This window comes from Streptomyces sp. NPDC048644, assembly GCF_043199105.1.
Taxonomy (GTDB): Bacteria; Actinomycetota; Actinomycetes; order Streptomycetales; family Streptomycetaceae; genus Streptomyces.
Genome location: NZ_JBICVO010000002.1, coordinates 154,136 through 166,402, shown reverse-complemented (window position 1 = coordinate 166,402; position 12,267 = coordinate 154,136). Strand labels below are relative to the sequence as shown.

13 protein-coding genes are annotated in these 12,267 nt (G+C 72.9%); 5 read left to right on the top strand and 8 right to left on the bottom strand.

Going from position 1 to position 12,267, the window contains the following annotated elements; genetic code table 11:
• Positions 1–82: 82 nt before the first annotated feature.
• On the bottom strand, positions 83–1,663 hold the full coding sequence (locus tag ACGFNI_RS04825) for an alkaline phosphatase D family protein (RefSeq protein ID WP_393680615.1): 1,581 nt from the start codon (positions 1,661–1,663) through the stop codon (positions 83–85).
• A 124-nt stretch (positions 1,664–1,787) separates the two neighbouring features.
• Here ACGFNI_RS04825 and ACGFNI_RS04820 point away from each other — a divergent pair, with 124 nt between their 5' ends.
• Positions 1,788–1,964, top strand: coding sequence for a hypothetical protein (locus ACGFNI_RS04820; protein ID WP_393680613.1), 177 nt, complete (start codon positions 1,788–1,790; stop codon positions 1,962–1,964).
• On the opposite strand, the gene ACGFNI_RS04815 is transcribed toward ACGFNI_RS04820, so the two are convergent.
• Complete coding sequence (locus ACGFNI_RS04815; protein ID WP_393680611.1) at positions 1,922–2,803, bottom strand: alpha/beta fold hydrolase; 882 nt, start codon at positions 2,801–2,803, stop codon at positions 1,922–1,924. The genes ACGFNI_RS04820 and ACGFNI_RS04815 overlap by 43 nt on opposite strands.
• A gap of 187 nt (positions 2,804–2,990) precedes the next feature.
• On the opposite strand from ACGFNI_RS04815, the gene ACGFNI_RS04810 reads away from it, so the two are divergent.
• Together ACGFNI_RS04810 and ACGFNI_RS04805 are read left to right on the top strand one after the other, a co-directional pair.
• The gene (locus ACGFNI_RS04810) at positions 2,991–3,875 is read left to right on the top strand and encodes an RNA polymerase sigma-70 factor (RefSeq protein WP_393680609.1); all 885 of its coding nucleotides are present in this window, start codon (positions 2,991–2,993) and stop codon (positions 3,873–3,875) included.
• Positions 3,876–4,215: 340 nt separating this feature from the next.
• Positions 4,216–4,962, top strand: coding sequence for a GntR family transcriptional regulator (locus tag ACGFNI_RS04805; RefSeq protein ID WP_393680607.1), 747 nt, complete (start codon positions 4,216–4,218; stop codon positions 4,960–4,962).
• Between the two features lie 75 nt (positions 4,963–5,037).
• On the opposite strand, the gene ACGFNI_RS04800 is transcribed toward ACGFNI_RS04805, so the two are convergent.
• Positions 5,038–6,195 (bottom strand): ROK family transcriptional regulator, encoded by a 1,158-nt coding sequence (locus ACGFNI_RS04800; RefSeq protein ID WP_393680606.1) that lies wholly within the window; start codon positions 6,193–6,195, stop codon positions 5,038–5,040.
• A 194-nt stretch (positions 6,196–6,389) separates the two neighbouring features.
• On the opposite strand from ACGFNI_RS04800, the gene ACGFNI_RS04795 reads away from it, so the two are divergent.
• Positions 6,390–6,902 (top strand): hypothetical protein, encoded by a 513-nt coding sequence (locus ACGFNI_RS04795; protein ID WP_393680604.1) that lies wholly within the window; start codon positions 6,390–6,392, stop codon positions 6,900–6,902.
• On the opposite strand, the gene ACGFNI_RS04790 is transcribed toward ACGFNI_RS04795, so the two are convergent.
• From ACGFNI_RS04790 to ACGFNI_RS04775, 4 genes are all read right to left on the bottom strand, one after another.
• Positions 6,903–7,841 carry a MerR family transcriptional regulator gene (locus ACGFNI_RS04790; protein WP_393680602.1) on the bottom strand — a complete coding sequence of 313 codons (939 nt, stop codon included), beginning with the start codon at positions 7,839–7,841 and terminating at the stop codon, positions 6,903–6,905.
• An 88-nt stretch (positions 7,842–7,929) separates the two neighbouring features.
• The gene (gene mug, locus ACGFNI_RS04785; protein ID WP_393680601.1) at positions 7,930–8,517 is read right to left on the bottom strand and encodes a G/U mismatch-specific DNA glycosylase; all 588 of its coding nucleotides are present in this window, start codon (positions 8,515–8,517) and stop codon (positions 7,930–7,932) included.
• A 30-nt stretch (positions 8,518–8,547) separates the two neighbouring features.
• Positions 8,548–9,981 carry an adenylosuccinate lyase gene (gene purB, locus ACGFNI_RS04780; RefSeq protein ID WP_393681440.1) on the bottom strand — a complete coding sequence of 478 codons (1,434 nt, stop codon included), beginning with the start codon at positions 9,979–9,981 and terminating at the stop codon, positions 8,548–8,550.
• Positions 9,982–10,143: 162 nt separating this feature from the next.
• Entirely contained in the window at positions 10,144–10,914 is a 771-nt protein-coding gene (locus ACGFNI_RS04775) for an SGNH/GDSL hydrolase family protein (protein WP_393680599.1), read from the bottom strand.
• A 44-nt stretch (positions 10,915–10,958) separates the two neighbouring features.
• Here ACGFNI_RS04775 and ACGFNI_RS04770 point away from each other — a divergent pair, with 44 nt between their 5' ends.
• Complete coding sequence (locus tag ACGFNI_RS04770; protein WP_393680597.1) at positions 10,959–11,633, top strand: TetR/AcrR family transcriptional regulator; 675 nt, start codon at positions 10,959–10,961, stop codon at positions 11,631–11,633.
• On the opposite strand, the gene ACGFNI_RS04765 is transcribed toward ACGFNI_RS04770, so the two are convergent.
• Entirely contained in the window at positions 11,602–12,093 is a 492-nt protein-coding gene (locus tag ACGFNI_RS04765) for an FAD-dependent monooxygenase (protein WP_393680595.1), read from the bottom strand. The two genes, ACGFNI_RS04770 and ACGFNI_RS04765, sit on opposite strands and share 32 nt — an antisense overlap.
• Positions 12,094–12,267: the final 174 nt, after the last annotated feature.

Sequence of the window (12,267 nt, the reverse complement as noted above, 5' to 3'; positions counted from 1 at the left end):
CGGACAGCCTTGCCGACCGGTGTTGCCTGGTCGCCAACGTATTGTGTCCGACGGGTAAAAGACGCAATCGACGCATTGGCCTCTACTGTCCTACCCGTCCTGGTTGCAGCACCTTGCTGAACAACACCTTCCCACCCTCCTGCCGCAGCCGTACGGTCAGCTCCCCGCTGCCGCCGTCGATGTCGATCTCACCGAAGTACTGCGGACTCTCGTCCGGCGAGGTGTTGGCCCGGTCCGGCGCCTTGACGAACGGCTGGTCCGGACCAAAGGTTCCGTCCAGCTTCACCGCCGGAAAACCACCGGCGTTCAGCGGGCCCGAAACGAACTCCCAGAACGGCGCGAAGTCCTTGAACGCCGCCCGCTCCGGAGCGTAGTGCTGCGCCGACGTGTAGTGCACGTCCGTCGTCAGCCAGACCGTGCCGGTCACCCGCGCGTGCTTGATGTGCCGCAGCAGCTCCGCCAGTTGCAGCTCCCGGCCCAGCGGCGCACCGGGATCGCCCTGCGCCACCGCTTCGACATTCTCCTTGCCGTCCGGTACGACGAGACCGAGCGGCATGTCGGATGCGATCACCTTCCACACCGCACGGGAACGCGACAGCTCACGCTTGAGCCAGCGGAGCTGCTCGGCGCCGAGGATGCCCTGCGGGTCGTCGGTCTGGCGTCCCGGCGAGTTGGCGTTGCGGTAGCTGCGCATGTCCAGCACGAACACGTCGAGCAGCGGGCCGTACCCGACCACGCGGTAGACCCGGCCGCCGCGGTCGGGGCGGAGCGTACGGATCGGGAAGTACTCGCCGAACGCCCGCAGCGACCGCGCCGCGAGGACGTCCGCGTCCTTGACCGTGTACCGGTCGTCGTCCAGCAGCTGCCCCGGATACCAGTTGTTGTGCACCTCGTGGTCGTCCCACTGCGTGATCGTGGGCACCTGCGCGTTGAACCCGCGCAGATTGCGGTCCAGCAGGTTGTAGCGGAACGCGCCGCGGAACTCCGCGAGCGTCTCGGCGACCTTCGCCTTCTCGTCGGTCGTCACGTTCCGCCAGATCCGGCCGTCCGGCAGCGTCACCTTCGCCTCGATCGGACTGTCGGCGTAGATGTTGTCGCCGCTGCACAGGAAGAAGTCAGGATCGAGCCGCCGCATGTCCTCGTAGACGCGGTAGCCGCCCCGGTCGGGGTTGATGCCCCAGCCCTGGCCCGCCAGATCGCCCGACCACAGGAAGCGCACCCCCGCACGCCGGCCGCGGTGCGCAGGAGCGGTCCTGAAGGTGCCGGTGACCGGCTCGCCGGTACGCCGGGGGTCGTCAGGGTCGGCGAGCAGCACGCGGTAGTGGATCTGCTCGCCCGGCGGCAGGCCGTGCAGCGCCGTCACACCCGTGAAGTCCGTGCCGGACCCGACGACAGGCCCCGTCCAGGTCCTGGCATTGCGGAACGCCTCGGTGGCCGCCGTCTCCACGACCATCCGGGCCCGCCGGTCGGACCGCACCCACACCAGGCCGGACGACGTCGTCACGTCGCCGACCTGCGCGCCCCACTCGGCGGCCGGCCGGCCGCTGCGGGCCTGCGCGGGCGCGGCACAGGACAGGGCGGGCAGCGCCAGCGCCGCGGAACCGGCGGCGCCGCCCCGCAGCAGCGCCCGCCGACCGAAGCCGCCGCCGAATCCCTGCGCCATCTGGTACCTCCACAACTCGAACCGTCTCCGGGTGACGCTCCGTTCGTACAGCGCCCCGGTTCCCGGCCGCCCAACACCCGGTGAACACCGCCCGTCCTACGCCCCGCGACCGAGAGGCGGGGCCATGGTCGCAAGACCACCGGCCGATCGCCAGGACAGCGGCCCGACGTTTACGGTCCTGCTACGCGGCGCCCGTCGGGTCGCCGCACACAACCCCTACTGGGACACCTGGGGCGTCACCCTGGAGGCCCCCGACGGCTACCGGCTGGTGCTCTGCCGCCGGGCCTGGGCCCCTGCCTGAGCGGCCTCCTGGCCCACCGTGCCGAGCACCACCCGCGTCACCAGCGCCGGATCGTCGTTCATCGGCACATGACCGCAGCCCGGTAGCCGCACCAGCCGGGCACCGGGAATCGCGGACTTCGCGCGCACCCCCTGGCGGCGCGGCAGCAGCCGGTCCCGGCTGCCCCACGCGATGGTCACCGGCACGTCCGGCACATCGCCGGTGAACCGCACCCCGCGGCCCGCCCGCAGCGTCGGCCCAAAGCCGGGCGCCTCGCGCAGCGCCCGGGTCTCGGCCGCCACCGCGTCGGCCGAACGCCGCCCCGGGTGCGCGTAGATGCCCCCGGTCAACGCCACCCGGCCGACGGCCGACCTGGCCAGCGCCGCCACCACCGGCTCCGGCAGCGCCCGCGCACCGGCCCGCATCCCGCGCAGCAGACCGAAGGCGTAACGCCGCTCGGCCGGTGTCCAGAACCCTGCGGGGGACAGCGCGGTGACGGACCGTACGGCCCCCGCGCGCCCCAACTCCAGGGCGAGCAGCCCGCCCAGGGAATTGCCCACCACATGCGGCCGTTCGACCCCCAGCTCCGCGAAGGCCGCGGTGAGCAGCGGCAGCACGCTCTCCAGGCCGTAGGACGTGCCGCCCGGCAGCGCGGGCGAGACGCCGAAACCCGGCAGGTCCAGGGCGATGACCTCGTGCGAGGCGGCCAGGATGTCGCAGACCGGCCGCCACGCCTGGAGGTGATGGCCGACGCCGTGCAGCAGCACGATCGGTTCGCCCGCGCCCTTGCGCTCGTAGGCCACCGTGAACGGCGGGCGCCCTGCGGGGCTGACGCGGGCGAAGGAGACCGGGACGGCCATGGCAACTCCTCGGAGAATCGCGGCGGTTCGTGGGGGCACACCATGCCAGCAAGAGCTACTGGGCGGTACGGCGGGTGGCGGGCCCGGCCGTGAGGCGGCGGGCACTGTGCCGAACACCACGTGGCCACGCCCCGCCCTGCCACGATTTCCGCTGGACACGGCGTCCGCGGGACGCTGGGATGAAGGAGTGCTGACCGACCACGCGACCGAAGTCTTCGAAGACCACCGCCCGGTGCTGCACGGCGTCGCCTACCGCATGCTCGGCCGGGTGGCCGACGCCGAGGACGTCGTCCAGGAAGCCTGGCTGCGCTGGTCGGCCACCGACCGCTCCGACGTCCGCGAACCGCGCGCCTATCTGGTGCGCGTCACCACCCGGCTGGCCATCGACCGCCTGCGGCAGGTCCAGGCACGCCGCGAGTCGTACGTCGGACCCTGGCTGCCCGAACCGCTGGCCACCGACAGCCGCGTGGCCGCGCCCGACACCGCGGAGCGCGCGGTGTTCGCCGAATCCGTCACCCTCGCCCTGCTCGTCGTGATGGAGTCGCTCTCCCCGCTGGAGCGCGCGGTGTTCGTACTGCGCGAGGCGTTCGGCCACCCCTACGCGGAGATCGCCGCCGTCCTCGACCGCAGCGAGCCCGCGGTGCGCCAACTGGCGGGCCGGGCCCGGCGTCACGTCGAGGACGGCAGGCCGCGCTTCGACGTCGACCCCCAGCGGCAGCGTGACCTGACCGAGCGGTTCATGGCGGCGGCGGCCGGCGAGGACCTGGCCGGTCTCGTCGGACTGCTGGCCGAGGACGCGCGACTGGTCGGCGACAGCGGCGGCAAGGCCAAGGCGCCGCTGCGGATCATCGAAACCGCGGACAAGGTGAGCCGCTTCCTCATCGGCGTCACCAGGACCGGACTGGCCGGCATGGAGTACGCACTCGTCGAACTCAACGGCGGCATCGCGATCCTGGCCCACCGCGGCGGCCGGCCGGACTCCGTCATCCAGCTCGACGTCGCCGAAGGGCGGATCCAGACCGTCTACGTCGTCCGCAACCCCGACAAGCTCGTCTCGCTCACCCGAACCTGACCGGCCGCGGGCCGCCGTCGGCCCCACCGCGCCCGCCGTCCCGCGCCCGCCGTGCCGCCGCGGCGACCGCCGTCGCCCGCACACCCCTCGCCGTCACCGGGGCGGCCGATGCGCGCAGCCACGCCCCCTGACCGGCGGCCGGCCGGCGGCCCCGGTGCGCTCACCCGCCCTGTCCGCGTAACGGATCCCGTATTGGTCTTGACCAAGGGTGAGGGCGCACATATCGTCGGCATACTGCAACAACCTTTAATAAAGAAGCGCTCATAACCGGACCGCCCCTGGGCGGGGACCTCTCCGGGGAGCGCAGCCCCGCGGGGCAACGGCCGATGCGGAGGACAGGGTGGGGACCACGCAGCTCGAAACAGCGCCGGAGCCGAAGTACTGGCACCTCAAGACCGTGCTCAGCGAGGCACTGGACTCGGAGTTCGCGGTAGGCGAGATCCTGCCCAACGAGCGGGAACTGGCGGCGCGTTTCGGCGTCGCACGGGCCACGCTGCGGCAGGCGCTCGAACAGCTGGAGCTGGAGGGCAGACTGCAGCGCAGGCGCGGTGTGGGCACCACCGTCGCCCCGCCGCGGGTCGGCGTCGCCGTCGACCCCGCCCGCCACACCTGGCCCGGCGCCCCCGGCGACGACTGGCAGGCGGTCGACGCCGTCACCTCGCAGTCGGTCCCCGTGGCCGTCGCCCGCCTCCTGGAGACGGCACCCGGCGAAAGCGTCCACATCGTGCGTCGCAACCGCGTCACGCACGACCAGCCCGTCGCCGCCGAGCTGCTGTACGTCCCCTCGTCCGCGGTACCCGGCTGCTCCGAACTCGCCGCCGTCAGCCCCACCGCCCGCGCCCGCGCCGTCCTGCACGCGCTGCACGCGCAGGAGCTGGAGGGCCAGGACCGCACGGTCGAACTGGGCTCGGCCCGCGCGGAGGACGCCAAGGCGCTCGACCGGCTGCCCGGCGCCCCCGTCCTGATCGTCACCACCCGCTACGTCGCGGCCGACCGCACCACAGCCGTCGCGGTCTCCACCTACCGCGCCGACACCTGCCGGCTCACCTTCGGGGAGAGCGAAGCGGTGTCCCTGCTGGCGGGCTGACCCCGCAGCACGCCGTCCGGGCCCGCGCCGCGCAGCACGCCGCCGCGGGCCCGCCGCGTACCGCGCCCCGGCCGGTCACCTGCGGCCGGTCACCGTGCTCTCCACGGCGAATAGTTCACCCTCGACGTGATCCAGGGCGAGCCGCAGCGCGCCGGTCGCCACCGCCGCCTCGCCCAGCGCCGACAAGGTCACCTGCGGCGGACGCAGGCAGTAGCGCGCCAGCTCGTCACGCAGCGGATCGAGGATGCCGGCCAGCTCGGCCGCCCAGCCGCCGATCACCACCAGCTCCGGATCGAGGGCCAGCACCAGCGCCGCCACGTCGTGCACCAGCCGCTGGAGGAACCGGTCCATCGCGTCCCGCGCCTGCAGGTCGCCCTCGCGGGCCAGTGCGAACACCTCGGCGACCTGCGCCTCGTCCAGCGGGTGCACGGGCTTTCCGGTCGTCGACAGCAGCTTCTCCGGGGTCACCTCACGCCCCAGCAGATGCAGCGCGCCGATCTCGCCGGCCGCCCCGCCGAACCCCCGGTGCAGCCGCCCGCCGATCAGCGCGCCCGCCCCCGGACTCAGCCCCGCAAGAACGAACACGACGTCGTCCGAACCGGCCGCCGCGCCCTTCCAATGCTCGGCCACCGCAGCCGCGTTGGCGTCGTTCTCGACCAGCACCGGGCAACGGAACGAGCGCCGCAGCCGCTCGCCCAGACGCAGCCCGGTCCAGCCCGGCAGCGCGGTGCCCAGCCGTACGGTGCCGTCCGCGTCCACGATGCCGGGGCTGCCCACCCCGACGGCCCGCAGTGAACTGCGCGGCACCCCGGCACGGCGCAGCAGTTCGGCGACCACGGCGCGCACCCGCTCCAGCCGTTCGTCGGCCTGCGCCCGTTCGTCCACCGGCCGCTGCGCGGACTCGTGCACCTGCCCGCCCAGATCGGACAGCAGGGCGGAGACGCGGTGCGGGCCGATCTCGATGCCCAGCAGATGCCCGGCCTCGGCGCGGAAACGGAACCGGCGGGCCGGCCGCCCCTGGCGCCGCGCTTCGCCCTCATCGGCGGTGGCCTCCGTCACCAGGCCCGTCTCCATGAGCCCCTCGACCACACCCTCGACCGTCGGCCTTGACAGGCCGGTCACCTGGACGAGGTCGGTGAGCGTGGGGGAGTCCGCGGCGCGCAGTGCGTGCAGCACCACCGCCGAGTTGATCCGTCGCAGCAGGGAGGGATCCCCGCCGGTGAGCCGCCCCAACGTCGTCTCCCTCGCCTCGCGTGTGTGGCGGATCGTAGCCGGTCAGCGGGTTGCGCGGCGAGCCCCGGCGGCTCCGGGGAACGCGCCGGGCCGCCGCGCGGGACGGCTCTGCGGCCCCTCCGGCCGCCCCGCGCTCGCCCGGCCGTCGTCCTGACGGGCGGCCAATTGTCAGACCCCCGCTGTTTACTGAGGGCATGACGAACGAAGCGTGGCCTCACCACCCCACCGCCCGCGGCCTCGCGGAGCTGGACCGGCTCAGGCAACGGCCGTTCCCCGAGGGCAGGGAGCGGTCCCCGACGGGCGAGAGCGGGCCCGGCTTCCATCTGACGAGTCTGTGGACCTGCCCTCCGGCGTGGGACGCCGATCCGGCGGATGCGCAGGGGATACGCGAGGACGGCACGGCCCAACTGGAGGCGCTGACCGCCGTCCTGTCCTTACGGTGGGGCGAGCCCGAGGAAGTGGACCTGACGGGAACCCTGGAGAGGGTGGCGCAGGGCCTGCCGGTCCGGCCGCCGCTCGACGTCCTGAGCGCGGCGGCCGACCGGCTGTCGGTCTGGCAGGCCGGCCGCCGCTGGGTGGCGCTCGGCGCCGGCTACGGCGGTCCCGAGCTGCCGGCCCAGGTGCTGGCGGCCACGGGGGAGGGGAGGCTCGGCGCGGCCGACAGACCCTGGATATTCAGGGATCCGGGGCGGTCTCCCCTGCGGTGACTATGCGTCGCGGTCATTGCGCAGGGCCTGGACGAGCCAGGGATACACCGGGGTCAGGTTCGGTACCACCTGCCAGCCGTTGACGATCCACACCAGCCGCCAGTACCGGTCCACCCTGGGGTCGTGCGCTTCTTCGAACCGCTGGGCCATCCAGTCCCGGAATTCCGTGTCAGGGGTGCGCGCGAACACCTCGGCGAAGCGGTGCACGAGGTCGTCGATGACGGGTGCGGCCCTGTCGCTGAGCGGGTCGATGCCCGACTCCATGGCCTCGGCCGCCTTCTGGCGGGTGAACTCCATCAGTTCCCCGCCGGCCTCGCTCTCGATGCCGAGCGTGCGCCCGGCGGCCTGACACCTGGCCGTCCGGCGCATCCGGGCCCGGAAGTCCTCGTCGCCGACCAGCTCGGCGAGCTCCACCCACGCGGCGACCTGCTCGCCGGACGGATCGTCGGGGAGGTCGGGAGTGGCAGCGCGAACCATGGCCACCGCGGCGGGGTCGGCAGCCACCGTGCCGAAGGTGCCCTCCACGAAATCGTCGATCACACGCCGGCGTTCCTCGCCGGACAACTGCGTGAGCCTGTGCATGAGCTTGGTCTCCTCGGGATCGGACCCGCGTCCGGCCACGACGCGCAGAACGCTCCGACGCAGTTGCAGCACCCGGATCTGGACGTCCATGGCGTCGGCGTGCGCCGCGGCGACTTCCGCCACCGAGAGCTCGCGGTCCAGTACCCGTTGAATCGTGGCCAGGTCCATGCCCAACTCGCGCAGTGTGCGGAGGAGTTCCAGACGATGCAGTGCGTCGACGTCGTAGAGCCGGTAACCGGCGGGACTTCGGGTGGTCGGCGCCACCACCCCCGAATCGGAGTAGAACCGGATGGTCCGCACGGGCAAGCCGGTCCGCCGGGAAAGCTCCCCGATCGAGTAGAGGGTCGTCGCGTTCATGTCCCCCACTCTGCTGTCTCCAGTCACTGGAGACTCAAGGCCATGCCCCGGCCGGGCCGCGAACGGGACGTCCACCGACGGCCCGTGGCTACGAGCCCTCGGCCCCGTGCATCTGGTGCGGCACGGGTTCCCCGTCGCCGAAGGCCGCCGCGCGCAGCCTGCCGTACTCATCGGCCATGGCCGCGAGCGTCCAATGGGCGTTGAGGCCGCTGGGGTTGGGCAGCGCCCAGATGCGGGTGCTGCCCAGGGTCCGCTGCTGGGGACCGATCGCGGCGTGCTTGTCGCCGAAGGCGACGCGGTAGGCGGTGACCCCGGCGACGGCCAGCCACTGTGGCCGCAGCCGGGCGACCTTCTCGGCCAGCAGCCGCCCGCCCTCGCGGTACTCGGCCGCCGTCAGCTCGTCGGCCTTGGCGGTCGCCCGCGCCACGACGTTGGTGATGCCGAGGCCGTAGGCGGGCAACTCGCCCTGCTCGGCGGGCTTGAGGACGCGGGGCGTGAAGCCCGCCGCGTGCAGGACGGGCCAGAAACGGTTGCCTGGCCGGGCGAAGTGGTGCCCGGTGACCGCCGTCATCAGCCCGGGGTTGATGCCACAGAAGAGAACCCGCAGGCCGCTCGCCGTCACGTCAGGAACGAGACGGTCGCGAGCGGCCTGCAGCTCTTCGGGGGAGTAGCCCATGTCAGAGATGGTCCTCGCCGGCGGGCCGGATCAGAGGATCGATCCGGGGGTGTAAGCGGCGGCCTCCGGGTGCCGCTCGGTGATCTCCGCGATGCGGCCCACGACGGACGCCACCTGGTCGGCGGCGGCGCCGGTGAAGGACAGCTTGTCCGCCATCAGCGCGTCCAGCTGCGCCTTGTCGAGCGGGATGCGCGCGTCGGCGGCCAGCTTGTCGAGGAGTTCGTTGCGCTCGGCACCCTGCTCGCGCATGGCCAGCGCCGAGGCGACCGCGTTCTCCTTGATCGCTTCGTGTGCCTCCTCGCGGCCCACACCGGCGCGCACGGCGCCCATCAGGACCTTGGTGGTGGCGAGGAACGGCAGGTAGCGGTCCAGCTCGCGGGCGACGACGGCGGGGAAGGCACCGAACTCGTCGAGCACCGTCAAGAAGGTCTCCAGCAGACCGTCCAGGGCGAAGAACGCGTCCGGCAGTGCGACCCGGCGGACCACGGAGCAGGACACGTCGCCCTCGTTCCACTGGTCACCGGACAGCTCACCGGTCATCGACGCGTAGCCGCGCAGGATCACCATCAGGCCGTTGACGCGCTCGCAGGAGCGGGTGTTCATCTTGTGCGGCATCGCCGACGAGCCGACCTGGCCGGGCTTGAAGCCCTCGGTGACCAGCTCGTGCCCGGCCATCAGCCGGATCGTCTTGGCGAGCGAGGACGGCGCGGCGGCGAGCTGGACCAGCGAGGTGACCACGTCGTAGTCGAGCGAGCGCGGGTAGACCTGGCCGACGGAGGTGAACGCCCGGCCGAAGCCGAGGTGGCCCGCGATCCGCTGCTCCAGATCGGCGAGCTTGGCGGAGTCGCCGCCCAGCAGGTCGAGCATGTCCTGGGCGGTGCCGACCGGGCCCTTGATGCCGCGCAGCGGGTAGCGCGACAGCAGGTCGTCCAGCCGTCCGTACGCCACCAGCAGCTCGTCGGCGGCGGTCGCGAAGCGCTTGCCGAGTGTGGTGGCCTGCGCGGCGACGTTGTGCGAGCGGCCGGCCATGACCAGCTCGGCGTGCTGGGCGGCCAGCGAGCCGAGACGGGCCAGCACGGCGACGCTGCGGTCGCGCATCAGCTCAAGAGAGAGCCGCACCTGGAGCTGCTCGACGTTCTCGGTCAGGTCGCGGGAGGTCATGCCCTTGTGGACCTGCTCGTGGCCCGCGAGGGCGTTGAACTCCTCGATCCGCGCCTTGACGTCGTGCCGGGTGACCTTCTCGCGCTCCGCGATCGAAGCCAGGTCGACGTTGTCCAGGACCCGCTCGTAGTCCGCCAGGGCCTGCTCGGGAACCTCCACCCCCAGGTCCTTCTGGGCACGGAGTACGGCAAGCCACAGCTTGCGCTCCAGCTTGACCTTGTACTCGGGGGACCACAGCACGGCCAGCTCCGTGGAGGCGTAGCGGCCGGCCAGGACATTGGGGATGCGAGGCTTCGCAGACACAGTCACGTGGCCAGAGTCTACTGGCGGTTCAGAGGTGCCCACACAAGGGGCACCCCGGTCCCGGCTGTACGTTCCTCCAGGTCCGGGGCCTGCCCGCCGGGTGCGGGCCCGTTCGCCCGGCACGGATCCGGGCCGCCGCCGGTCGCAGCGGCTGGCCCTGGATCAGCCTTCGTACGGCACCAGTTCGGGCCGCTTGGCCGGCCGGCCGTCGCCCGACGAGCGCCCGCTGAGCCGGCGGCCGATCCACGGCACCAGATGCTCGCGGGCGAACCGCAGGTCAGCGGAGCGCCGGGCACGCCAGCCGGGCGGCAGGGCGGCGGGCAGCGGTGCGTCCCAGTCCGCGGCGGCGTCGAGGCCCAGCGCCTGCCAGACGGCCTCCGCGACCCTGCGGTGCCCCTCGGCATTGAGGTGCAGCCGGTCGTCGGCCCACATCCGCGGGTCGGCCAGCGCCCGGGACGCGTAGAGGTCCACGACCACCGCGCCGTGCCGTTCGGCCACCGCGTCGATGTGCGCGAACAGCTGCTCCATCCGCGGCCGGAAGCGTTCCAGGACCGGCCCCTGGCGGCCGGGGCTGCGCATCAGCACCATCTGCCCGCCGCCCCCGGCCAGCACCTGTGCCGCCGCGGCGAACCGCTCGCAGACCTGGTCCACATCGCACTTCGGGCGCAGCACGTCGTTGAGGCCGCCGACGAGTGTGACCAGGTCGGCGCCCATGGCCGCCGCGGGCCCCGCCTGGTCGTCGAGGATCTGTCCGATGAGCTTGCCGCGTACGGCGAGGTTGGCGTACCGGAATCCGGGGGCGCGGGCGGCCAGCCGGGCGGCGAGCAGGTCGGCCCAGCCGCGGTAGGAGCCGTCCGGCAATCCGTCGGACATTCCCTCGGTGAAGCTGTCGCCGACCGCGACGAAACTGGTGTAGTGGGCATTCATCTCCATGGCGCGGAGATCCTATCCCGCGGTGTACGGTCGGCTGTCGTCCGGTGCGCGCCCACCAGCACCGGCGTACGAGAAAGACAGAGGGTGGGTTCGCGACGACGCCCCGCCGCGGCGCGGAGAGCGGTACGCCGTCCTTCACCGAGCAGGCCCGCAAGCAGCAGCTGATCGAGTGCACCATCGATCTGATCTCCACCCGCGGCTACCCGGCGACCTCGCTCGCCGCCATCGCCGAACGCGCCGGCCTCTCCAAGGCCGCCGTCCTCTATCACTTCTCCTCCAAGGACAACCTCACCGGCGCCACCCTGGCCCAGGTACTCGACCGCTTCGGCGCGTACGTGTCCGAGCGGGTGGCACGCGAGAGCGACCCCCTGGACGCGGTGGTCGCCTACGTCCGCGCGATGATCGGCTACCAGCAGGCCAACCGGCGCCACGTCCGCGTGATCACCGAGATGCTGCTCGACGACGAGGGCGGCACCCGGCTGAAGACCCCCGGGTCGCACGACACCCACGCGCGCTGGCAGACCCTCGCCGCGCTGCTCGCGGCAGGCCAGGAAGCCGGCCGGCTGCGGCAGTTCGACACCCGGGCCGTCGCCCTGGCCATCGGCGGCGCGATCGACGGCGTGATCGCACACTGGCTGGTCCACCCCGACCTCGACCTGGACGCCGCCGCCGACGAGCTGGAGACCTTCACCCTCTGCGCGATCGAGCGCCTCTCCTGACCGGTGCGCCGCCCGGCCTGGCGAAGCCCGGCGCGTGCTCGGGGCGTACCCCGATGGCGCCCAGGTGGCCGGTGACCGTGCGCAGCGGCGGCACCCGGCGCAGCAGCCGGAGCATCACCGGCAGCCGGTGTTCGTCGAGGGTGCCGTCCAGGGCGGCGGAGATCAGCGCGTGTTCGGTCTGCTGGGCCTTCTGGGCGACGGTCAGCGGGGACTCCCGGCGGCGCTGTACGCGGGCCAGCTCGCGGGTGCCGACGGTGCCCGCGCGCAGCGGTCCTGCGAGGATCCTGGCTGTGGCCACCGCGTCCTGCAGCGCGAGATTGACGCCGACGCCGCCGACCGGCGACATGGTGTGCGCCGCGTCCCCGAGGCACAGCAGCCCCGGCCGGTACCAGCGCCGCAGCCGCCCGAAGGTGACCTGGAGCAGCTTCACGTCGTCCCAGGACCCGATCGTGCCGGTCACCTCGTCGCCCCACCCGAAGAGCGCGCCGAGCCGCTCCCGCAGCCACTGGATGTCCTGTGCGCGCAGATCGGCGTCGCGGCCCTTGCGGGATCAGGTACGAGGTCTGGAAGTACGTGCCCCGGTCCATCGTCACGGCCGCCTGCCCACCGCCGAACCCGGCGAAGACCCGGCCGG